The organism is Pseudaminobacter soli (ex Li et al. 2025) (genome assembly GCF_029892515.1).
In the GTDB taxonomy this organism is placed as follows: Bacteria; Pseudomonadota; Alphaproteobacteria; order Rhizobiales; family Rhizobiaceae; genus Pseudaminobacter; species Pseudaminobacter soli_A.
Genome location: NZ_JARXVF010000001.1, coordinates 2,065,895 through 2,087,572 on the forward strand (window position 1 = coordinate 2,065,895; position 21,678 = coordinate 2,087,572).

Genomic DNA, 21,678 nt, shown 5'->3' on the forward strand with positions numbered 1-21,678 from the left:
GAAGCGCCGGAATCGTCGGGTTCGGCAGGGTCGATGCCGCAGCGGGCGCTTGTCAGCGGCGCCCGCCCGCCTGCAGCCCGGTGGACCGCCGGGGTTCGTCGGTCGGGTCGAGCGTGCGCGCTTCGGACGGCAGCATGACGGGAATGCCGTCGCGAACCGGATAGGCGAGCTTTGCCAACCGCGACACCAGCTCCTGCCGCGCCTCGTCCCACACCAGCGTTCCCTTGGTCAGCGGGCAGACCAGGAGCTCCAGCATCTTGACGTCCACGGCGGGCGCGGGCTTTTCCTGTCTCATCGCCGCTCGTCCCTCATTGCAGGCCGGAGCCGAAATCGTCGTTTTCGCGCGCCAGCACCATTTCGGTGATGGCGATCAGCGTGTCGGCGCGGGTTTTCAGGTCCGGCGCCTCCAGCAGCGCCTGCTTCTCGGCCGCCCCATAGGGCGCCATCATCGACAGCGCATTGACCAACATGGCGTTGTCGGCGCGGCTGACGCTGTCCCAGTCGGCCTGCAGCTCGTTGGCCTCGAGATAAGCACGAAACGCCTTCAGAAGCGCCAGCCGGTTGACGTCCTCGCCGGTCGGGTCGTCGGAAAGGTCCGTCGCGAAGGGCATGATGCGGCACTGGCGATAGGGCGATTTCACCGTCAGTTCCTGCGCGATGCGGAACCGGCAGACGCCTTGCAGCGAAATCAGGTAGCGGCCGTCGCCGGTCTCGGCAAAGGAGGTTATGCGCCCGATGCAGCCGATACCCGAAAGTTCGGGCTCGCCGTCCTCGCGCAGCGAGCCGTCGAGCGCGGGCTGGACGACGCCGATCAGCCGTGAGCCGCCGATCGTCTCGTCGACCATCTGTATGTAGCGCGGCTCGAAAATGTTGAGCGGCATGCGCCCACCCGGCAGCAGAAGCGCGCCGACCAGTGGAAACACTGGTATCGTCGCCGGGATGTCCTTGCCGAAACGGTAATACGCGTTTCCCGCCTGCAATTTCTCCTCCCCGCTCTGCCCTGAAGCGCCCCGATCAGCTTGAAACATTCCGTTTCCCGCTGCCGGGCGCCCCCGGACATTGCCTAGTCATCTGGAGCGTCGGTCGACCACTGCAAGGGCGACCGGCGCTCTTCGCCGCCGTCGGGCGATCAGGAAAACAGCAGCGACGACAGCTTGCGCCGGCTCGCCAGCGTCACCTCGTCAGTCATGCCCCAGGCCTCGAACAGCTGCAACAGCTTGGCACGAGCGCCGTCGTCGTTCCAGCTGCGATCCGCTTTCACGATCGCCAAGAGATTGTCGGCGGCCTCTGCGTGATTGCCAAGCGCACTCTGGATCATGGCAAGATCGTAGCGGGCCTGATGGTCGTTCGGGTTGGCAGCCAGCCGTGCCTCTAGCTCCGCCGGATTGCCGAGCGAGGCGGCCTGGGCGGCGAGGGCGAGCTTGGCGCGCACCCCGGCCAATGCCGGCGCGTCGGCCTTGTCGGCCGGCGCACGCGCCAGCACTTCTTCGGCGCCGGCGGTGTCGCCCGCCTCGAAAAGCACTTCGGCCAGGCCGCCCAGGGCGTCGAGATTGTCGGGCGCCTGCTGCAGCACCGCGTCGAAAATGCCGGCCGCGGTCTGGGCATCGCCGGCCGCGCGCGCTTCTGCTGCAGCGGCAAGCGCTTCCTCGATGCGCGGGCCACCGCCCTTGCCGCCGACGCGGTCGATGAATTCGCGGATCTGGCTTTCAGGAACGGCGCCCATGAAACCGTCCACCGGCTGGCCGTCCTTGAAGGCGATGACGGCAGGGATGGACTGGATGCCGAGCTGGCCGGCCACCGCGGGGTGATCGTCGATGTTCATCTTGACCAGCTTGACCTTGCCGTTGGACGCCTGGACCGCCTTTTCCAGCGCCGGTGCCAGCTGCTTGCAAGGGCCGCACCATGGCGCCCAGAAGTCGACCAGAACAGGCTGGTGTCGCGATTCCTGCAGAACGTCGGCCGCAAAGCTCGCCGTGGTCGTATCCTTGATGACGGATGCGTCCGCGCCGGCGGCTGCGCCTTCGCCCTGCGGCTGCGCCCCGCCATAGGTCACATTGGTCGTATAGGAGTTGCCGGCACCGCCGAATGAATTGTTGCTCATAACTGCCCTTCCGGCCGCCGCAGCGGCGCGTTCCAACCTATTTGCTGCCGGGACTACCGGCCAAGCCCAGTTTCGTCATCCATGTGGCGATCATGCCGAGACTTTCAAGACGAGCGGCTCGTGTCCAGTCGCCTTCACGAACGTCAGGAGATCGCCGCTGGCGATCGAAGTCGTCGCCTCATTGCTCAGCGGATGCGCATTGACGATCTCGTTTTCCATCAGCGGGGCGTCGAGCACCAGCTTCACGCGCTTTTCTGTATCGTTGATGAGGCCGAACACGGTCACCGATCCGGGCACCACGCCCAGAAGCTCCATCAGCGCCTCCGGCTTGCCGAAGGAGACGCGGCTCGATGCCCCGATCAGGTGGTGGATCTGCTTGAGGTCGACCTCGGCCTCCTCGTCCACCGTCACCAGGAAGAAATTGTCCTTCTTGTCCTTGAGGAACAGATTCTTGGTGTGGCCGCCAGTGATCTCGCCACGCAGGCCTTGCGAATCGGCAACCGTGAACAGCGGCGGGTGCGTTTTCGTCGTCACGGTGATTCCCAGCGAATCGAGAAAAGCGAAAAGTTCGTCGGGTGATTTGGGCATGAATCGGCGTTTCCGGGCTGGTTTTCGGTATCGGCCGGTTATTGGCCAAGGCGGCGCGCGAGACAATCCCCCAGCCGCATTTGTAATTGTGCGGAAGCTGACCCAGCGTCCATAAAGGGTTTGCCGGGCCGGTTCATATAAGTTTCAAAAACCGCAATTTTCCCTGTTGCAATCCTCCCCCGCTTCGGCCATATAGGCGTCGCTTCGGTCGAGACAGACCGGCGAGCGGGTGTAGCTCAGGGGTAGAGCACAACCTTGCCAAGGTTGGGGTCGAGCGTTCGAATCGCTTCACCCGCTCCAGTTTTCCTTCGGGAAACTAAGCAAACAAAAAGGCCGCCTTCGGGCGGCCTTTTGCTTTTCCAGCGGTCGAATCGGCAAGCTGTGATCACCCTTGGTTTGGGTCAAAGCATCTTTCGGCCAGCACGGCGCTCATGTCCTCGACCAGGGCTGCCACCGGCCCGCTGTTCTCCCAGGAATAGATCGACACCACCATCGAAGGCTCCGTGCTGAAGGGCGCGTATTGCCGGACACGGCGGCCGGCCGTCGTGCCTATGGGCAGAAGCGACAGCCCAAGCCCCGCTTCGACGGCGACCAACACGTTGTGCAGGCTGCTGCCGGAGAAGGCGATATACCAGCGGCGGCGTTCGCGCTCTATGCGCTCGAACATCGCGTCGCGATAAAGCCCGCCCGGCGGGAAGGCGACCAGCGGCATGGGGTCGGGCCAATCCTCGATCCGGTCGGCGCTCTCGAACCAGCCCATTGCTTCGGGGAATGTCGCGCGAAAGTCGGAGCTCGCGGCAGGTTCCTTGACGATGACGATATCGAACTCGCCGGCGCGGTACCGCTTCGTCAGATCGCGACTCAGCCCCGCCACGACATCCAGCCGGATTTCCCGGTGCCGCTTCGAAAAGCCGGCAAAGACCTTTGCCATCGCGCCGCTGACGATATCTTCCGGAACGCCGATGCGGATGGATGCCGTGCCGGCCGGGTCGGCAAGCATGGTCTCCGCTTCGTGCTGCAGGCTCAGGATCCGGCGGGCGTAGCCCAGCAGCCGCTCGCCCGAAGCCGTGGCCTGAACCGGCCGCGCGGCGCGGTCGATGAGCTCGCGGCCAACCGCTTCCTCCAGCCGGCCCAGCTGCTGGCTGATGGTCGATTGCGTCATGTTGAGCCGTTCGGCGGCCTGGGTGAAGCTTCCGGTGTCGGCAATGGCCACGAAAGAGCGCAGAAGGCGTGGATCGAGCATGGCGTCATTATAAGCTGACATCGACGGCGCATCATTCACATTCGCACTGATATTTATCAGAACATTTAATTTCCAGATGAAGGCGATCGCGCCTATTCTCCGGATGCTTCGGAATGAAAGCCGGCCGCCTAGGCCCGGGCCGACATGCAAGGTCGAGGGCGAGCCGAATCAGCAGGCGCTACGCCGTGCCGAGTGATTTGCGGACCCAAAAATGCTGAGACCTACGGCGATCCTCGCGTTCCTGATATTCACACTGGCGTTGTCGCCCATCGTTGCATCTGGACAAGACATGACTGACACCCGACTACATGCTGCGGCCGCCAAAGATGACGTAGCAACCATCAAGCAGCTTCTCTCCGAAGGCGTGGCACTCGATGCGCGCGACGCCGAAGGCCGCACCGCGCTTCTGGTTGCCACCCACGGCAACAGGATCGATGCCGCCCGGGCGCTAATCGAAGCGGGCGCCGACGTCAACGCCAAGGACAACATCATCGACAGCCCCTATCTTTATGCCGGCGCGCGTGGCCATCTCGAAATCCTCAAGCTGACGCTCGAGCACGGCGCCGACCTCAAGAGCACTAACCGCTACGGCGGCATCGCCCTCATCCCCGCCTCCGAGCGCGGCCATGTCGAAACCGTCCGCACGCTGATCGAGGCCGGCGTGAATGTCGATCACGTCAACAAGCTTGGCTGGACCGCCCTTCTGGAGGCGATCATCCTGAGCGATGGCGGGGAAAGGCATCAGCAGATCGTCCAGCTGCTGGTGGATGCAAAGGCGGATGTGAACCTTGCCGACCGCGAGGGCGTCAGGCCGCTCCAGCATGCCCGCAGCCGCGGCTATTCCAGGATCGAGCAGATCCTGGTTGCGGCCGGAGCGCACTGAAGGAGGCGACAATGAGCAATACCGAACGCTATCTGTGCCAGGCGATCGAGCTTGCGCGCACCAATCTCGAAAGCGGTGGCCGGCCCTTCGGAGCGGTCCTCGTCAGGAATGGCGAGGTCGTCGCAACGGGCGTCAACGAGATCGTCGGCACCAACGATCCCACCGCGCACGCAGAGATGATGGCGGTTCGGGCGGCAAGCCAAAAACTCGGCTCGCCGAATCTGGAAGGCGCTGCCGTCTATGCCAGCGGCCACCCCTGCCCCATGTGCATGGCCGCGATGCGCCTCGCCGGCGTCGGCGAAGTATATTACGCCTATTCCAACGACGATGGCGCGCCCTACGGCCTTTCGACGGCGGCCATCTATGCCGATCTGGCAAAACCCTTTTCCGAACAGTCGATGAAGATCAGCTATGTGCCGGTCCGCCCGGAACCCGGCCCCGATCTCTATGACGAGTGGCAGAAGAGACAGGCCAAGCGGGCATAGGCGGCATGCGGACTGAACGTGTCACCCCTTCCCGTCTGCTGCTTCTCGCGGTCGTGGCGATGGTCGGCCTCAATTTGAGACCGTTTCTCGCCGCCATCGGCCCGCTTGCCGCGAGCATCAAAGAGGCGACCGGGCTCGACTACCAGAGCATGTCGCTCTTCACCATGGTGCCGATGCTGCTGATGGGGATCTGCGCCTTTGCCGGCCCGCTGTTGCAGCGCTTTGTCGGCGCGCGACGGGCCGTCATCGGGGCGCTCGTCGTCCTTGCGCTGGGCTGCGCCCTGCGACTGTTCACGTCGAACGGCGTCGCCTTGATCGGAACGGCCGCCCTGTGCGGGCTGGGCGTCGCCATCGTGCAGGCCGTCTTCCCGGGCATCATCAAGGAACATTTTCCAGGGCGCGTGGCGGTCGTCATGGGGCTCTATTCGTCGATGCTCATGGGCGGCGGGGCGCTCGGGGCGCAGCTCTCGCCCATCGTCGCCAACGCGGCCGGAAACTGGCATATGGGCCTTGCCTGGCTCGCGGTGCCGGCGATCCTCGCCGCCGTGCTCGCAGCATTTGCGCTGCCGCGGAACAGGTCTCAGCCGGCGGGAGCTTTGCCCCTAGCCGTGCTTCTCAGCCGGCCGCGCACCTGGCTACTGATGGCCTGCTTCGGCCTGGTCAATGGCGGCTATTCATCCGTCATCGCCTGGCTTGCGCCCTACTATCAGACGCTCGGCTGGTCGACCTCCGCGAGCGGCAGCCTCCTGGCAACCATGGCCACCTGCCAGGCGATCGCGGCGCTGTCCATTCCCGTGCTTGCCGCGCGGTCGAAGGATCGCCGCCCCTGGATCTGGCTCACGCTCTCCATGCAGGTGGCCGGCTTCGCAAGCCTTGCGCTTTGGCCCGAGGCCGCGCCAGCCGTATCGGCGGCCCTTGTCGGGGCAGGCCTGGGCGGCTGCTTTGCCCTATCCATGGTGGTGGCGCTCGACCATATCGAGGACGCTGCCAATGCCGGCGCGCTGTCGGCGCTGATGCAGGGCGGCGGCTTTCTCATTGCCGCCATTCCGCCCTGGATCGTTGCGGTTCTGCAGGGCCTGACCGGCAGCTTTGCTGCGGGATGGCTCATGCATCTCGGCTGCGCCTTGCTGGTCGCGGTGCTGGCGCTGCGCTTTGCGCCGCATGGCTATGCGCGTGCCATGAACATACCGGCGGCTGGCCGCCAGCTTGCTTACGAATAGTAAAAACGTTCCGGCGCGGTCATCTTCGGGGCGGCCTCGCCAAGCGCCTCGAAGACCGAAATCTCGCAGACGCGGCAGAGCGCGTCGAGCGCCAGGTCGTTGGCCTGCGTGCCGAACGGGTCTTCCAGCTCTTCCGACAGCGCGTCGAGGCCGAAGAAGGAATAGGCGATCAGCGCCGTGAACAGCGGCGTTGCCCAGCCGGCCGAGAATGCGAGGCCGAAGGGCAAGAGCAGGCAGAAGATATAGGCCGAGCGCTGCAGCAAAAGCGTATAGGCGAAGGGCAGCGGCGTGCCGGCGATGCGCTCGCAGCCTGCCTCCAACGCGGCAAGCGAGGCGAGCCGCTCGTCGAGGATGCGATAGTCCATCGCCTCGATCGCGCCCGAGGTTTTTAGCGCGCCGATACGCCGGCCCATGCGCCGCACCATGGTATCAGGCTTGTTGGTGACGCCGGCAAGCGCGTCGGCCTCGGCGCCGATGAAGGTTCTTGCCTCGGCCGTCGCGTCGACATTGCGCAGCTGGCCGCGCAGCAGATGGCAGAAGGCCAGCGCCTCCATCAGAAGCGGCCGGGCCTGGCCGCTATCGGCCGGCACCAGTGCCAGCGCCGCGCGCGACAGGTTGCGCATGTCATAGACCAGCTGCCCCCAAAGCTTGCGCGCCTCCCACCAGCGGTCATAGGCGGCGTTGTTGCGGAAGCCGAGATAGAGCGACAGCGTCACGCCCAGCAGGCCGAAGGGCGCCAGACCGTAATTGCCGAAATCGAGCCCTAGCGCCTTGACCACGCCGACCACCACGCCGGCATAGATGCCGAAACCGATGATCTGCGGCATGATGCGCGGCACGATCGAGCCGCGCATGACGAAGAACAGTTTTAGGAGCCCCGGGCGCGGACGAACGATCATTTGTTTTGACTCCCCCTCTCACGGCCTCGGGCCTGCAATCGCATCATGGCGATCCTGACGTCGCGGAACAGCACGATCTGCGACGGCGCGCGTCGTCATGGGTCTTGTATTTCGCACTATGACGCAAGTGTGACATCGCGCTTAATCGAATGGTAAGTAGCCCTTCCTAGGATACCTTCGGACAGCCCGCGCAGGATCCGGCGCGGAGGCATGATGCCGCGCTTCTGGACCGGCCGCGCCCGGTATGCAAATCCATCCGATCTTCGACAGCGGCAGTTGTCCGGCGCATCATTGCGACGGCGATCCTGCTCCTGTGCCAGGTCGGTTCGGAAATGACAGATCCTGGAGTTCCCATGCCGATGAGACCGCGGCTGCTACATGTCGACGACCGCGCACCTGAAAGCGCCAGCCTCGTGCCCGAAGGCGATGGCAACGAACGGGACCCCTTCCGGATAGAAACCGAATTCGACGACGTCAGGCTCATCCTCCGCCGCTGGCAGTCGATGCGCCCCGCAGCCGGGGGCCTGCCTCAATACGAGGAAATCGCGCTCGGCAGCATCGGCCGCTTCGCCGACGAGCTGGCCGTGGTGCGACGCCTGGAGGGCGGCCAGCCCACCATTCTGCGCGCCGGGCCTCGCTTCGAGACGATCGTCGGCACGACCTGCATCGGCCGCACCACGACCTCCCTGCCCGCCGTGCATGCTATCGCCATAAGCGAGGCGCTGGAGGCCGGCAGCGAGGCCGCCAGCCCTGCCATGGTGCTGAGCCGGGCGCTGGTCGACGGCATGGTCTCCACCGTCGAGACGGTGGCGCTGCCGCTCGCCTGCCGCTGGGCGGGCGACTACTTCCTGCTCTTCCTGCGGCCGCGCCGCAGCCAGCTCAACCTGGCGCGCCTGCTCATCAACGCCACGCATGAGGGCATCATCGCGCTCAGCGCCATCGAGCGAAACGGCGCCGTCCGCGATTTCTCAATCCTCAGCATCAACGACGCTGCCGCCCAGCATCTGGGCTCGCGCGCCGAACAGCTGCAGTTCACGCTCCTGTCCGAGGCGCTGGCCCGGCCCGGCCTGTCGCTGGCGCATTTCCGCGAGGCCGCGCAGAGCCGGCGCACCACGACCTTCGAGCTCGAATACGGCATCGACGACCGGCGCGTGTCGCTGCAGGTGGGCGTCGCGGTCGCCGACGACATCCTGGCCGTCACGCTCACCGACATCGGCGAGCTGAAGGCGCGCGAGACGCTGTTCCGGTCGCTGTTCGACGAGAACCCGGTGCCGATGTATGTGCGCGACGCCAGCGGCGAGAATTTCCTCAACGTCAACGAGGCTGCGCTGCGCCTCTACGGCTTCGACCGCGAGGCCTTCTTCGCCCGCGGCCTCGCTGGGCTGCGCATGGATGCGGAAGTCACGCGGCAGCCCTCGGGCGAAGCGAGCTGCCGCCATGTGGCGGCCGACGGCCGGGTGCTCGACGTCGTCGAATATACGCGCGACATCGTGGTCGACGACGCACCCGCCACGCTCTCGACCATCGTCGACGTGACCGAGCGCAAGCGCGCCGAGGAACATGTCACCTATCTCGCCCTGCACGACCCGCTGACGGGCGTCGCCAACCGCACCCTGTTCACGCGGGAGCTCGAGCGGGCGGCGGGCCAGGGCAATCCGTTCGCGGTGCTGCTCATAGACCTCGACGACTTCAAGGTCGTCAACGACACGCTCGGCCACGCGGCTGGCGATGCGCTGCTGATCGAGGTCACCACGCGCCTGCAGAAAATCCTGCGCCGCTCCGATATCGTCGCTCGTCTCGGCGGCGACGAGTTTGCCGTGCTGCTGCCCGGCGCCGCGTCGCGTCCGGTGATCGACCGCCTCGCCTCGCGGCTGATCGGCGACATCGCCAAGATCCGCAACATCGACGGCGTCGAGGTTTCGGTCACGGCAAGCGTGGGCGCCGCACTGTCGCCCAATGATGCGTCCGGCACCGAAAACCTGCTCAAATGCGCGGACCTCGCGCTCTATCGCGCCAAGAACAGCAGCAAGGGCCAGCTCCGCTTCTTCGAGCCCGAAATGGACAGCCAGGTGCGCGAACGGCGTGCCCTGGAAATGGAGCTGCGCGGCGCCGACATCGAAAAGGAGTTCGAGCTGCATTTCCAGCCGATCTTCGGCGTCCAGTCCGGCCAGTTGCGCGGCTTCGAGGCGCTGCTGCGCTGGAACAGCCCCAAGCGCGGCATGATTTCGCCCGCCGCCTTCATACCGCTTGCCGAGGAAACCGGCATGATCCACGAGCTCGGCCGCTGGGTGGTCGCGGAAGCCTGCCGGCAGGCGGCAAGCTGGCCGGAGCGGCTGGTCGTGGCCGTCAATGTCTCGCCGGTACAGTTCCGCCGCGGCGATCTGGTCGCCAATATCGGCGAGGCGCTGGCCCGCTCGCGGCTGACGCCGACGCGGCTGGAAATCGAGGTCACCGAATCGGTTCTGCTCGCCGACTCCGAGGCAAATCTCGCGATCCTGCGCCGCATCCGCGACCTCGGCGCGCGCATTGCGCTCGACGATTTCGGCACCGGCTATTCGAGCATGAGCTACCTGCGCCGCTTCCCATTCAGCCGGCTAAAGATCGACCGATCCTTCATCCGAGAGATCGGCGGCAGCCCCGAATCGCTCGCCATCGTTCGCGCCATCATCGGCCTCGGCACCAGCCTGGGCATCGACACGACGGCCGAAGGCGTCGAGACGATGGAGCAGCTCAATGCGCTGCGGCAGGAAAATTGCGGCGAGCTGCAGGGCTTTCTGTTCAGCCCTCCGGTCGCAAGCGCCAAGGTCAGCGACATCATCGATGCCTTTTTCGAGCCCCCGAGCCAGGTCGCCTGAGTAGGGTGACCCAAAAAATCCTTGGAAACGAAAATGGGCGGCGGAGCAAAAACTCCGCCGCCCTTTTTGCCTGAGCTAGTCCTGGGAGGAGTTCTTAGCGGGCGTTGCCCATCGGCAGCACGACGCCATTGGCGCTGTCGCCATAGGTGTGGCGCGAGGAAACCGGCGCCGGCGCCTGCGTGCGCTGCTTTTCAGGGGCATTTGTCTTGACCGACGCAGTCGAGGAATAATCCAGCTGCGGAGCTGTGGCCGACTTCGGATGGTGCAGCGAGTTGTCAAAATCGCCGGCAAGGGCGCTTCCCGACAGGGCCAGAAGGGCAGCGAGGCCGATGAGGGTCTTTCTCATGATCATTCTCCATTCCGTACGTGTATATTACCACGTACATATACGAATATGATCGCGCTGGTGCAAGTAAAGTTCGTACGCGTACGGAAGCGTCGTTTCTCACGATTCGTTGAACGGGAAGGGCTTTGCGAGGAAGTGCGTCGGCTTACGCGCCGTGCCCGCCGACCGAAACGCAGGGCGGGCCGAAGCCTCGTGCGTGGCTTCTAAAACAAAGGCTTAGAGCGCGATGGTCGTTCGAGGAAAAGCCGTTTCGCCCTGGAGAACTACCTGAAAAAAAACTCTAGCGGCGCTCTTCTGGAGCCACCAGAGCCTCGACCTGTTGTTGCGCCCTCAGTCCGGCCAGCGTCACTTCCATCGCTGTCTTGAGAAATTTCCCGGGCTCGCCGAACGGGTAGAAGGGACGGGTGATCTGCAGGGAAATGGCGCCGTGACTGCAGCTCCACAAAAGGGTGGAGATGGCATGGGCATCGCCCTTGAAGATGCCGGCGTCGATGCAGGCCTGCACGCGCTTCAGCAGGACGCGCAGGGCCGGGTTCCTGCCCTCGAGTTCCTCGATCCCGGTCACGCTCCGCTCACAGAACTCCGCGGGGTCGCGGGTCATGAAGGTCATGAAGACGGTGCGGTATTCGTTGGGGTTCTCCAGCGCGAAGATGGCATATTCGTCCATGATCTTGCGCAGCGCAGCCAGCGGCTCGGCCGGCACATCCTGCTCCATGCGCCACGCCAGCGTCGCGAAGGCGTCTTCCGCCAGCGCCAGGAGAATGGCGTGCTTGTCGGCGAAATAGGAATAGACCGACATCGGCGCATAGCCGACCCGCTTGGCGAGATTGCGGATCGTCAGGCCCTCATAGCCCTCTTCCTTGATGAGCTCATGGGCCGCGCGAAGAAGTTCGGCGCGCAACTCGGCCTTGTGGCGCTCCCGGCGGCTTTGGGCGGTGGTGGGCTGTGTCATGGTCGCGGCATCCTATATGCCGTGCGATGAGCCAGCAAGAACGTGCCGGGTGCACCAGGCATTCGTCGACCGGCCGTCGACGGAGACAGTCCGGGCTCGCAATGCAGAGCCGAAGCAGGCCCCCGACCGCTCCACCTTCGTCATCCTCGGTGTGTCGGCCCGCCCCACTTCGTCATCCTCGGGCCGGAGCACGAGCGCAGCGAAGTGCGCAGGACCCGAGGATCCATGCCGGTTGACCAAAACTGCCGCCGCGACGCGGACAGCCGCACGCAAGCGCAACCCGTTGTGGATGAATTCACCACAATTTCGGCACTAACCAATTGGAATCATTCGCCCCGAGAGAAAACCGCAGCCCATTTTCTCCCCCACTTTCCCGCCTCCCGCATAATCCGTGGCATCGGCCTCAGCGGGAACACGGGTCATGAACCGGATGAGCGTGGAGGGCGACGATGTCCGGGCTGGTGGCGCTAACGGTGGCGCTGCTGGGTGATGAACCCCCAAGTCCGGGCCTTTGCGGCGGCTGGCGGCGCGAATGTGGAGGCGACTGAGCGGGGCAAGCTCATCGAACGGGCGGTCGTGGAGACCGCAGATAAATTACTAGATGAGCGCGTTTCCCGACCGCCCGTCTTCCCAGGTTCTTTGAAATGGCCAGACGGTGAAAACCGGGCGTGGCACCGAATAGGTGCGTCCTTCGAGGCTCGCCCTGCGGGCGAGCACCTCAGGATGAGGAAGGTTGGCGCGGCGATACGCTCAACTCAAGAGGTGGGCGCAGACAGAAGCCCTCATGGTGAGGTGCGCAGTGCAGCGAAGCGGAACGGAGCCTCGAACCACGAGGGCGGGATAAAACGCGCCGGCGCCCTACCCTCGTCTCATGAAGGAGGCAAACCGCCCTTTGGTCGATCGCAGCAGGTAAAAACCTGACTTGCCACATTATGCCCTTGATCGTAGGGAATTTGGCCCCCACACACCGAATAGATGAACGTAAACTACATCTTAACCATGATAAGCCAAGCGTCCCGCTGGCGATTGGCGTTATGATTTAGGTAACGAGGAGAAAAGCATGGCACTTATTGCCAAAGGAAACATTTTTGCGGCCGCCGCTCTCGCCATGCTCGGTCTGACCGCCGGCAGCGCCTATGCGGCGCCACAGTGCGGCAACGATGCCAGCGGTTTCGCGAGGTGGGTGGAAAGCTACAAGGCGGAAGCCAAGGCGCGCGGCATCGACACCTCGCCGCTGGCCGGGGTCAAGTACGACACGGGCGTGATCCACATCGACCGCAACCAGCACGGCGCCTTCAAGGGCACTCTGGATGAGTTCATGGCGCGCCGCGCGCCTGCCTCCTACGTCAAGCGCGCCAAGTCGCTCTGGAAGGCCAATGCCGGCATGTTCTCCAAGATCGAGCAGCGCTATGGCGTGCAGCCCGAGGTCCTGCTGGCTATCTGGGGCATGGAAACCGGCTTCGGTGCCAATTCCGGCAACAAGAGCGTGTTCCAGCCGCTGGCGACGCTGGCCTATGACTGCCGCCGTTCGGCCTATTTCACCAACGAGCTCGACTCGGCACTCGAGATTGCCCAGAAGGGCTACATTTCGGCCAGCCAGATGAAGGGCGCCGGCTTCGGCGAACTCGGCCAGACCCAGTTCCTGCCGTCCAAGTACCTGCAATATGCGGTCGACTTCGACGGCGACGGCCGCCGCGACCTGATCCACTCCACGGGTGACGTGCTCGCTTCGACGGCGAACTTCCTCAAGGGCCACGGCTGGCAGGCCGGCGGCGGCTACGGCCCCGGCGAGCCCAACTACCGCATCTGGAACGAATGGAACCGCGCCACGATCTACCAGCAGGCGCTGTCGCGCTTCGCCACCCAGATCGCGCACTGATCGAACGATTTTTCCGCCATGCATGCCCCCGGGCATGCATTCGGTGGGCAACAAAAAACCCGGCGTTTCCGCCGGGTTTTTCTTTGGGCCGCTTGTGAAATTTAGCGGCGGTCGCGGGCCGCCAGCGTGCGCAGGCGCAGCGCGTTGAGCTTGATGAAGCCTGCGGCGTCCTTCTGGTCGTAGGCGCCCTGGTCGTCCTCGAAGGTGACCAGCTTGTCCGAGTAGAGCGACTTTGCGCTCTCGCGGCCGATGACCATGACATTGCCCTTGTAGAGCTTAAGCGTCACTTCGCCCTCGACGTTCTTCTGGCTGAGGTCGATCGCCGCCTGCAGCATCTCGCGCTCCGGCGAGAACCAGAAGCCGTAGTAGATGAGCTCGGCATAGCGCGGCATCAGCTCGTCCTTGAGGTGGGCTGCGCCGCGGTCGAGCGTGATCGACTCGATGGCGCGGTGCGCGGCCAGCAGGATCGTGCCGCCCGGCGTTTCGTAGACGCCGCGGCTCTTCATGCCGACGAAGCGGTTTTCCACCAGGTCGAGGCGGCCGATGCCATTGTCGCGGCCGTACTCGTTGAGCTTGGCGAGCAGCGTCGCAGGCGAAAGACGCTCGCCATTGATCGACACGGCGTCGCCCTTTTCAAAGCCGATCTTGATGATGGTCGCCTTGTCGGGGGCTGCCTCGGGCGAAATGGTGCGCATGTGCACATATTCCGGCGCTTCCTGTGCCGGGTCTTCCAGCACCTTGCCCTCGGAGGAGGAGTGCAGCAGGTTGGCGTCGACGGAGAACGGCGCCTCGCCCTTCTTGTCCTTGGCCACCGGAATCTGGTGCTGTTCGGCGAATTCGAGCAGATGCGTGCGGCTCTTGAACGACCAGTCGCGCCACGGCGCGATGATCTTGATGTCGGGGTTCAGCGCATAGGCCGAAAGCTCGAAGCGTACCTGGTCGTTGCCCTTGCCGGTGGCGCCATGGGCGATGGCGTCGGCGCCGGTCTTCTTCGCGATCTCGATGAGATGCTTGGAGATCAGCGGACGTGCGATCGAGGTGCCGAGCAGGTAGACGCCTTCATAGACCGCGTTGGCGCGGAACATCGGGAAGACGAAATCGCGCACGAATTCCTCGCGCACGTCCTCGATGAAGATCTCCTTGATGCCGAGCATCTCGGCCTTCTTGCGAGCCGGCTCGAGCTCCTCGCCCTGGCCGAGGTCGGCGGTGAAGGTCACGACCTCCGCGCCCAGCTCAGTCTGCAGCCACTTCAGGATGATGGAGGTGTCGAGACCGCCGGAATAGGCGAGCACGACCTTTTTCACGTCTTTCCACTTGGACATAGTCGATCCGGTTCCCTTTGCCTGTGCCGCCCTTGCGGCACCGCGCTTCCGGCGGCACTTTTATGCAGGAACCGCGATGCGGGCAAGCTTGTCCGCGCCTGCTTTAGTGCTGGTACGGCCGGAGGCTTTCAACTATTTTGCGCTATCCTCAGCCGAGCCTGCAAGAAAATGTCCTTCGTCCCGGAAGTCGCCGTCGTCCTGCAATTCGCAGTCGCCACCTTTATCATCGCAATTACGCCCGGACCGGACATGACGCTGTTTGTCGGGCGCGCGCTTGCGGAGGGACGCGTCGCCGGCTTTGCCTGCATGTTCGGCGCCTTCACCGGCATCGTCATCCACACCTCGCTGGTGGCGCTCGGCCTGTCGGCGCTGATCGTAGCCTCGCCGCAGGCCTTCATGGCGCTCAAGGTCGGCGGTGCCGGCTATCTGGTGTGGCTGGCCTGGAACGCGATCCGCAACGGCTCCGCCTTCTCGCCCGAGACGGTCAAGCGCGCGCCGCGCACGCTGTTCCAGAACTGGGCGACTGGCCTGGGCATCAACCTGCTCAACCCGAAGATCATCCTGTTTTTCATGACTTTCCTGCCGCAGTTCGTCTCGGCGAATGATCCGCACGCGCCGGGCAAGCTGTTCTTCCTGGGCATGCTGTTCATCCCGCTGTCGCTGCCGCTCACTGCGCCCATGGTGATCGCAGCCGACAAATTCGCGGCCCTGCTCAAGAAGAGCCCGCGCGTGACGCGCATTGTCGACTATCTGTTCGCCGGCGTCTTTTCCGCCTTCGCGCTGAGGATCATCACGGCGCAGGCGCGCTAACACCTACGGCAGCTGTACGTCCTGCTGCCAGTTCCCGGCTGAGCGGCCGGCGATCAGCCAGTAGACGATGCCGCCGATCAGCCCGGCGCCAAGGAGCAGCAGAGACGTGCGCGGCTCCTCGAATGGCGGCCAGTAGGCCTCGAAGTCGTTTGCTTCGAAGCGGCCCAGCCAGAAATTGCCGTTTGCGAGCAGCGCCCCGACCACCACAAGGGCTGCGGCGCCGCCGCTCAGCGCATGGGTGAGCCAGTCGCGCTTGCCGAGAAATTCGGTGATGAAGATCGCCACTATGGCCGGGAAGAACGCGTAATAGGCGACGAACAGCGCCGTGAAGGGAATGGTGAAGACCAGCGAAGCGGTGGCGACCGGATCGCTCGGCTCGGCCCCCAGAGCGCCGAGCGCCAGGACGTTGATGAAGGCGCTCGCGGCAAGCGACGCGCCGATATAGCCCAGAAGGATGATCGCCAGCCGGAAGATGAGGGCCAGCACCTTGCTCACGCTTCGCCGTGCCCCGCGATCATCATGGCCTCGAGCGCCAGGCGCTCGGACTTCTTCAGGCGCTCAGACTCCGACTTCAGCTGGCCGCAGGCGGCCAGAATGTCGCGGCCGCGCGGGGTGCGGATCGGCGAGGCGTAGCCGGCCGCATTGATGTAGTCGGCGAATTTTTCGATCTGCTCCCAGTCCGAGCACTGGTAGTTCGAGCCCGGCCACGGGTTGAACGGGATCAGGTTGATCTTGGCGGGAATGCCCTTCAGCAGCTGAACCAGAGCCTTGGCGTCTTCGAGACTGTCGTTGACGTCCTTCAGCATCACATATTCGAAGGTGATGCGGCGCGCATTGGACAGGCCCGGATATTCCCGGCAGGCCTTCATCAGTTCCTTGAGCGGGAACTTCTTGTTGATCGGCACGAGCAGGTCGCGCAGGTCGTCATTGGTGGCGTGCAGCGAGATCGCCAGCATGACGCCGATTTCCTCGCCGGTACGATAGATCTCCGGCACGACGCCGGAGGTGGAGAGCGTGATGCGGCGCTTCGACAGTGCAAGACCGTCGCCGTCGGAGGCGATCAGCAGCGCCTTCTTGACGGCATCGAAATTGTAGAGCGGCTCGCCCATGCCCATCATGACGATGTTGGACACCTTGCGCCCTTCGCTCGGCACGATGGCGCCGGCCGGCGTGTCGCGGTCGGGGAAGTCGCCCAGGCGGTCACGCGCGGAAAGAAGCTGGGCGAGGATTTCCTCGGCGGTGAGGTTGCGCACCAGCTTCTGCGTGCCGGTGTGGCAGAAGGAGCAGGTCAGCGTGCAGCCGACCTGGGACGAGATGCACAGCGTGCCCCGGCCTTCCTCGGGAATGTAGACGGTCTCGATCTCCACCGGACGACCGGCACCGCGCGGCGGGAAGCGGAACAGCCACTTGCGCGTGCCGTCGTTGGAAATCTGCTCCTCGACGATTTCAGGCCGCGAAATCGCAAAGTGCTCAGCGAGAGCGGCGCGCAAATCCTTGGAGATGTTGAACATATGCGCGAAGTCGGACACGCCGCGCACATAGAGCCAGTGCCAGAGCTGCTGCACGCGCATCTTGGCCTGTCTTTCCGGCACGACGCCGGTGGCGACAAGTGCTTCGGCCATTTCAGCGCGCGTCAGGCCGATCAGCGAGGGCTTCTCCGGCGCGGTGCTGGGGCGCAATGCGTTGCGTGTGCTGTCGGCAGTGAGATCGAGCGAAAAGGCCATGGTATCGGAATTTCTGGAGTTTTGGGCAGCCGCCTTCAAGCGGTCCGAAAGGCGCACATATCACGACTTGGCGCCCGCGTCACGGTCTGTGAGATGGTGTTGTCGGAATGCCATTCCAAGTGCGCAAGCGTTTTGCGGTACTTCGGCGCCGATTGTCACCCTCGAAATGACCGGCAACCACGACAATGTCACGAGGTCGCCGCGCAGCCTGCCTGAAACGAAAAAGGCCGGATCGGCTGATCCGGCCTTCGAAGAACCCGGAAAGCTTGCGATTACTTGCAGGCCGCGATCGACTGGAGCGCCGCCGAAATACCCTTCAGCGAGAAGGTGTAGCTGGTCGGGTTGCCGCGGCCGGACTTGGCCGAAATCTTCATGTCGGCGCCGGTCTTCATGGCCGCGATCAGCAGCGGCTCCTCGGCGGCGTTTTCCACCCAGGCCGACTTGCCGCGCGTGAACATGGCGAAGCTCTTGTCGCCGACGGTGACCGTTACCTTCGAGTTTGCCTGCAGGTCGTAGGAGGCGATGAACTGCGGCTCATACGAAACCGACTGCCCGGGACGCTGGCTGACGAAGAAGAAGATGTCGCCGTGGTCGAGCGTTGCCGGCTGCTTGTCGGTCGGAACCGTCAGAACGTAGCAAACCTTGCCGGTATTGGCCTGATAGCTATAGGTGCCCCATGCATTGTGCTGGCCGATCTTGGTGGCCGACTGGGCGAGCGAGGGGGCGGCGCTGGAAACCAGAAACAGGCTCGAAGCGAGAGCAATGAATGGGCGCATTGTTTTTAGGTTCCCTGTTCCTTGCAGTATGCGGGGAGCGGGCAGATTCGCGCTGCCCGGTTGGTTCATTTTGATTTAATCTGGGTTACCAAAGCGTGAATGGATCTGAAAGAGGTTCATTTTCGCCATGGTATCGCCGCTATTCGCAGACCCCTGAAATAGGGGAAAGCACCGTCCCTGATGAGGTTGAACGGCAGGAAAACGGCAAGAATTTGACTGTTTGCACAAGCTTGCAATGTCCGTGCCAACTAACGTAGCGGCGCGGACGGGGCGATCTTTGCCGACCCTGCGGCAGCACTCATTGAAGGCCGGCCAACGCTTCCCTGGCGGCTTCCCGATGAGCCGGCGTAATGTTACCGCGGACGGCGGCCAGAGCGGCCGCCAGCACCGCGATGTCGTCGGTGAAGCCGATGCCGAGGAAGACGTCCGGAATGGCATCGAAGGGCATGACGAAATAGGCGAGTGCGGCCAGCAATATGCCTTTCGCCTTCAGCGGCGTCTGCTTGTCCATGGCGCAATAATAGCCGGCGACCACTTCCTCCATGAAGGGAATGTGGCTCGCCGCACGCTTTGCGGTGCGCCAGAATTTGTCGCGCACCTTCTTTTCGTCGCGCGCAAAATCATGGCTTTCGAAATCTCCGGCCTTGGCCATTTGGTCTCTCCTGTCGCGGCGACATGTGGGAAGATCGAGGGCCGGGCGCAAGATTTCAGGGACGGGCGAAGCCGTCCATCCGGCCGGCAAGCTCGAAGTCGAGGCGGCTGAGGCCGCCCGTGGCGTGGGTGGTCAGCGTCACGTCGACCGTCTTGAAGACATTCGACCATTCCGGGTGATGGTCCAGCGTTTCGGCGGCCATCGCCGTGCGCGTCATGAAGGCGAAGGCTTCGCTGAAATCGCTGAAGACGAACTTCTTCGAAATCGCGGTGCCGTTGCGGTCGAGCGTCCAGCCGTCGAGCGCGGCGAGCGCCTCTGCGACCGCGGCCGGGTCAAGTTTCTGTCTCGTCATGCGCGCATCCGTGCTATCGGGCTTGGGTTGTCTCGATCATAGCGTCCCGATCATGCCCGCAAAGCCCGAAACGTCCGTTCTCTTCGTCTGCCTCGGCAATATCTGCCGTTCGCCGCTGGCGGAGGGCGTGTTCCGGGCAGTCTGCACCGAGCGAGGAGTGGAAAGCGCCGTCCTGCTCGATTCAGCCGGCACCGGCGGATGGCACGCAGGCTCCTCGCCCGATCCGCGCTCGATCGCCATTGCTGCGCATCACGGCATGGATATTTCGGGCCAGCGGGCGCGCAAGGTGGTGGCCGAGGACTTTGACCGCTTCGATCTCATCCTCGGCATGGATCGCTCCAATGTCGACGATCTGCTTCGCATCGCGCCAGCGGAGGCGCGGCAAAAGATCCACCTATTCCTGGAATACGCCACCGGAAGGCGTGCGGATGTCCCCGACCCCTATTATGGCGGGCCCGAGGGATTCGCCGATGTCTATCGTATGGTCCGCAACGCGTCCGAAGCGCTGGCGGACAAATTGTTCGAGCGCGCAGAGGTGCCCGAGAGCGGCCAGGCCTCCTCGATGACGTAGGGGCCGCCGCCGACGGAGTCGCGCGAGGACATCAGCACGAAGCGGCCGACCTTGAACGGCACGGCCGAGAAGCCGCCATGCGCCGACAGGTACTTTGCCACATCGTGCGGACTGGGATTGCGCAGCCGCGCCAGCGTGACATGCGGCGAGAATTTGCGCGGATCGGCCGGAACGCCAAGGCGCTGGCAGATGCGCTCGATCTCGGCCTGGAGTGCCAGCAGGTCGGGCGATGGCGCGACACCGGCCCACACCGCATGCGGCTTCTTGGAGCCGAAGGCGCCGACGCCGGAGAGTTCGAGATGGAAGGCCGGGCGCCGCACGCGGTCGAGCGCGCCGGCTATCTCGTCGGCAAGGTGGTTTTCGATGTCACCGATGAAGCGCAGGGTCAGGTGATAGTTTTCGACATCGATCCAACGAGCTCCCGGGAGACCTCCGCGCAGCAATGAAAGAGAAAGCGCTGCGTCGCGTGGAATTTCGAGGGCGGTGAACAATCGTGGCATCGCTGCCTCCCCGAATCGAATTCTTGGTCCTAGCGAATCACCGATCACCCGCAGGGGCAAGCCGTAATTCGCCCTTTCCACTCAACATGCGTTAATGACGATTTTCAGACTCTCACTAGGAATTGTTCTGCTTGGCGGCGATCGTCTTCTCAACAAGCGGCAGCATGCGCTCGACCATGCGGTCCACGCCGGTGGCATTGGGGTGCATACCGTCGTCCAGCAGCGCGGTCTTGTCGGCCGCCACGCCATCGAGGAAGAACGGATAGAGCGGCGCATCGTACTTCTTGGCCAGCGTCGGATAGATTGCGTCGAAGGCCTTGGCGTAGCCGTCGCCGAGATTGGGTGCGGCAAGCATGCCTGCAATCAGCACAGGAATGTTGCGCGCTTTCAGCTTGGCGATCATGGCGTCGAGGTTCTTCTCCGCGATCTCCGGCGACACGCCGCGCAGCATGTCGTTGGCGCCGAGTTCGAGGATCACCAGCTGCGTGCCGTCGGGGACCGACCAGTCGAGGCGCGCCAGGCCACCGCTCGTGGTATCGCCAGACACGCCCGCATTCGAGATCACGACATCGTGACCATTCTTGCGTAGCGCAGCCTCAAGCTTTTCAGGGAAGCTCTGGCCTGCATCGAGGCCGAACCCCGCCATCAGGCTGTCGCCGAAACCGACGATGCGAAAGGGATCGGCATTTGCCGGGGCAAGCATAAAAAGCGAGAAAAATGCGGCAAAAAGCGCTGAAATCAAATGTTTGAATGCCATGACGCAAAACCCATATGACGAAAAATTCTGCCTATTCCCTCTCATATAGGACCGCAACGCCGTGACAGAAGCCGTCATCGACCTGAAGGATGTATCCCTGACGCTGGGCCACGGCGCTTCCGCCGTACATGTGCTGAAGGGGGTCAGCCTTTCGGTGACGGCGGGTGAGGCGACCGGCATCGTCGGGCCGTCCGGCTCGGGAAAATCGACCCTGCTGATGGTTCTGGCGGGGCTCGAAGGGGTCGATGCTGGAACGGTGCGGATTGCCGGCGAACTGCTGAACGGCAAGACCGAAGACCAGATCGCGGCGTTTCGCGGCCGCAATGTCGGCATCGTCTTCCAATCCTTCCACCTCATTCCCAACATGACCGCGCTGGAAAATGTCGCGGTGCCGCTCGAACTCGCTGGCCACCGCGACGCCTTCAAGGTTGCCGAGCGCGAGCTTGCCGCCGTCGGTCTCGCCGACCGGGTGACGCACTATCCGGGCGAATTGTCGGGCGGCGAGCAGCAGCGCGTGGCGATCGCCCGCGCGCTGGCGCCGGAGCCGCGCATCCTGATCGCCGACGAGCCGACGGGCAATCTCGACCAGGCCACGGGGCGGCAGATTGCCGACCTGCTCTTCGCCAAGGCGAAGGAGCGCGACATGACGCTCGTTCTGGTCACGCATGATCCGGCACTTGCCGCCCGCTGCACGCGCCAGGTTGCGATGCGCTCTGGCCGGATCGAGACCGAGCCGTCGCTTGCTGCCGTTTCGGCGTGAGGC

24 protein-coding genes and 1 tRNA gene are annotated in these 21,678 nt (G+C 64.0%); 9 read left to right on the forward strand and 16 right to left on the reverse strand.

The features are described from left to right. Nucleotides 1–52 precede the first annotated feature (52 nt). From M2281_RS09860 to M2281_RS09875, 4 genes are all read right to left on the reverse strand, one after another. Nucleotides 53–295, reverse strand: a complete 243-nt coding sequence (locus M2281_RS09860) for a Trm112 family protein (protein WP_280820879.1) — start codon at nt 293–295, stop codon at nt 53–55. 13 nt (nt 296–308) lie between these two features. After that, nucleotides 309–980, reverse strand: a complete 672-nt coding sequence (locus M2281_RS09865) for an LON peptidase substrate-binding domain-containing protein (protein ID WP_280820880.1) — start codon at nt 978–980, stop codon at nt 309–311. A gap of 149 nt (nt 981–1,129) precedes the next feature. Continuing rightward, nucleotides 1,130–2,101, reverse strand: a complete 972-nt coding sequence (gene trxA, locus M2281_RS09870; RefSeq protein WP_280820881.1) for a thioredoxin — start codon at nt 2,099–2,101, stop codon at nt 1,130–1,132. Between the two features lie 90 nt (nt 2,102–2,191). After that, a complete protein-coding gene (locus M2281_RS09875; RefSeq protein ID WP_280820882.1) occupies nt 2,192–2,689 on the reverse strand; it encodes a prolyl-tRNA synthetase associated domain-containing protein in 498 nt (165 codons plus the stop codon). A gap of 225 nt (nt 2,690–2,914) precedes the next feature. Here M2281_RS09875 and M2281_RS09880 point away from each other — a divergent pair. Next, nucleotides 2,915–2,989, forward strand: a tRNA-Gly gene (locus tag M2281_RS09880). 85 nt (nt 2,990–3,074) lie between these two features. Here M2281_RS09880 and M2281_RS09885 read toward each other — a convergent pair. Beyond that, nucleotides 3,075–3,953: a LysR family transcriptional regulator gene (locus tag M2281_RS09885; RefSeq protein WP_280820883.1), complete on the reverse strand. Its 879-nt coding sequence runs from the start codon at nt 3,951–3,953 to the stop codon at nt 3,075–3,077. A 268-nt stretch (nt 3,954–4,221) separates the two neighbouring features. Here M2281_RS09885 and M2281_RS09890 point away from each other — a divergent pair, with 268 nt between their 5' ends. The 3 genes from M2281_RS09890 to M2281_RS09900 are packed head-to-tail and all read left to right on the forward strand — an operon-like array spanning nt 4,222 to nt 6,520. Then, nucleotides 4,222–4,815, forward strand: coding sequence for an ankyrin repeat domain-containing protein (locus M2281_RS09890; protein ID WP_280820884.1), 594 nt, complete (start codon nt 4,222–4,224; stop codon nt 4,813–4,815). Nucleotides 4,816–4,826: 11 nt separating this feature from the next. Beyond that, complete coding sequence (locus tag M2281_RS09895; protein WP_280820885.1) at nt 4,827–5,300, forward strand: nucleoside deaminase; 474 nt, start codon at nt 4,827–4,829, stop codon at nt 5,298–5,300. A gap of 5 nt (nt 5,301–5,305) precedes the next feature. Continuing rightward, nucleotides 5,306–6,520 carry a cyanate transporter gene (locus M2281_RS09900; RefSeq protein WP_280820886.1) on the forward strand — a complete coding sequence of 405 codons (1,215 nt, stop codon included), beginning with the start codon at nt 5,306–5,308 and terminating at the stop codon, nt 6,518–6,520. On the opposite strand, the gene M2281_RS09905 is transcribed toward M2281_RS09900, so the two are convergent. Next, entirely contained in the window at nt 6,511–7,419 is a 909-nt protein-coding gene (locus M2281_RS09905) for a bestrophin family protein (protein ID WP_280820887.1), read from the reverse strand. The genes M2281_RS09900 and M2281_RS09905 overlap by 10 nt on opposite strands. Before the next feature lie 353 nt (nt 7,420–7,772). Here M2281_RS09905 and M2281_RS09910 point away from each other — a divergent pair, with 353 nt between their 5' ends. Continuing rightward, a complete protein-coding gene (locus M2281_RS09910) occupies nt 7,773–10,274 on the forward strand; it encodes a putative bifunctional diguanylate cyclase/phosphodiesterase (RefSeq protein WP_280820888.1) in 2,502 nt (833 codons plus the stop codon). Nucleotides 10,275–10,368: 94 nt separating this feature from the next. On the opposite strand, the gene M2281_RS09915 is transcribed toward M2281_RS09910, so the two are convergent. Together M2281_RS09915 and M2281_RS09920 are read right to left on the reverse strand one after the other, a co-directional pair. After that, entirely contained in the window at nt 10,369–10,620 is a 252-nt protein-coding gene (locus M2281_RS09915; protein ID WP_280820889.1) for a hypothetical protein, read from the reverse strand. A 280-nt stretch (nt 10,621–10,900) separates the two neighbouring features. Beyond that, nucleotides 10,901–11,572, reverse strand: coding sequence for a TetR/AcrR family transcriptional regulator (locus M2281_RS09920; protein ID WP_280820890.1), 672 nt, complete (start codon nt 11,570–11,572; stop codon nt 10,901–10,903). Between the two features lie 1,060 nt (nt 11,573–12,632). Here M2281_RS09920 and M2281_RS09925 point away from each other — a divergent pair. Beyond that, nucleotides 12,633–13,451: a lytic murein transglycosylase gene (locus M2281_RS09925; protein WP_280820891.1), complete on the forward strand. Its 819-nt coding sequence runs from the start codon at nt 12,633–12,635 to the stop codon at nt 13,449–13,451. A 101-nt stretch (nt 13,452–13,552) separates the two neighbouring features. Here M2281_RS09925 and M2281_RS09930 read toward each other — a convergent pair whose 3' ends face one another. Continuing rightward, on the reverse strand, nt 13,553–14,773 hold the full coding sequence (locus M2281_RS09930) for an argininosuccinate synthase (RefSeq protein ID WP_280820892.1): 1,221 nt from the start codon (nt 14,771–14,773) through the stop codon (nt 13,553–13,555). 168 nt (nt 14,774–14,941) lie between these two features. On the opposite strand from M2281_RS09930, the gene M2281_RS09935 reads away from it, so the two are divergent. Beyond that, nucleotides 14,942–15,583, forward strand: coding sequence for a LysE family translocator (locus M2281_RS09935; protein WP_280820893.1), 642 nt, complete (start codon nt 14,942–14,944; stop codon nt 15,581–15,583). Nucleotides 15,584–15,586: 3 nt separating this feature from the next. On the opposite strand, the gene M2281_RS09940 is transcribed toward M2281_RS09935, so the two are convergent. The 5 genes from M2281_RS09940 to M2281_RS09960 all read right to left on the reverse strand — a co-directional run bounded on the left by M2281_RS09940 (nt 15,587) and on the right by M2281_RS09960 (nt 19,087). Then, on the reverse strand, nt 15,587–16,078 hold the full coding sequence (locus M2281_RS09940; RefSeq protein ID WP_280820894.1) for a hypothetical protein: 492 nt from the start codon (nt 16,076–16,078) through the stop codon (nt 15,587–15,589). Beyond that, on the reverse strand, nt 16,075–17,307 hold the full coding sequence (rlmN, locus tag M2281_RS09945; RefSeq protein ID WP_280820895.1) for a 23S rRNA (adenine(2503)-C(2))-methyltransferase RlmN: 1,233 nt from the start codon (nt 17,305–17,307) through the stop codon (nt 16,075–16,077). Before rlmN ends, M2281_RS09940 begins: the two co-directional genes overlap by 4 nt. Nucleotides 17,308–17,579: 272 nt before the next feature. After that, nucleotides 17,580–18,083, reverse strand: coding sequence for an invasion associated locus B family protein (locus tag M2281_RS09950; protein WP_280820896.1), 504 nt, complete (start codon nt 18,081–18,083; stop codon nt 17,580–17,582). 298 nt (nt 18,084–18,381) lie between these two features. Continuing rightward, a complete protein-coding gene (locus M2281_RS09955; RefSeq protein WP_280820897.1) occupies nt 18,382–18,735 on the reverse strand; it encodes a YkvA family protein in 354 nt (117 codons plus the stop codon). Nucleotides 18,736–18,790: 55 nt separating this feature from the next. Then, nucleotides 18,791–19,087, reverse strand: coding sequence for a 4a-hydroxytetrahydrobiopterin dehydratase (locus M2281_RS09960; protein ID WP_280820898.1), 297 nt, complete (start codon nt 19,085–19,087; stop codon nt 18,791–18,793). Nucleotides 19,088–19,139: 52 nt separating this feature from the next. Here M2281_RS09960 and M2281_RS09965 point away from each other — a divergent pair, with 52 nt between their 5' ends. Next, nucleotides 19,140–19,658, forward strand: a complete 519-nt coding sequence (locus M2281_RS09965; protein WP_280820899.1) for a low molecular weight protein-tyrosine-phosphatase — start codon at nt 19,140–19,142, stop codon at nt 19,656–19,658. Here M2281_RS09965 and thpR read toward each other — a convergent pair. Both thpR and M2281_RS09975 read right to left on the reverse strand, forming a co-directional pair. After that, nucleotides 19,562–20,158 carry an RNA 2',3'-cyclic phosphodiesterase gene (thpR, locus tag M2281_RS09970; RefSeq protein WP_280820900.1) on the reverse strand — a complete coding sequence of 199 codons (597 nt, stop codon included), beginning with the start codon at nt 20,156–20,158 and terminating at the stop codon, nt 19,562–19,564. The genes M2281_RS09965 and thpR overlap by 97 nt on opposite strands. A 115-nt stretch (nt 20,159–20,273) precedes the next feature. Then, entirely contained in the window at nt 20,274–20,915 is a 642-nt protein-coding gene (locus tag M2281_RS09975) for an arylesterase (protein ID WP_280820901.1), read from the reverse strand. A gap of 61 nt (nt 20,916–20,976) precedes the next feature. Between M2281_RS09975 and M2281_RS09980 the strand changes: the two genes are divergently transcribed. Then, nucleotides 20,977–21,675: an ABC transporter ATP-binding protein gene (locus M2281_RS09980; protein ID WP_280820902.1), complete on the forward strand. Its 699-nt coding sequence runs from the start codon at nt 20,977–20,979 to the stop codon at nt 21,673–21,675. Nucleotides 21,676–21,678: the final 3 nt, after the last annotated feature.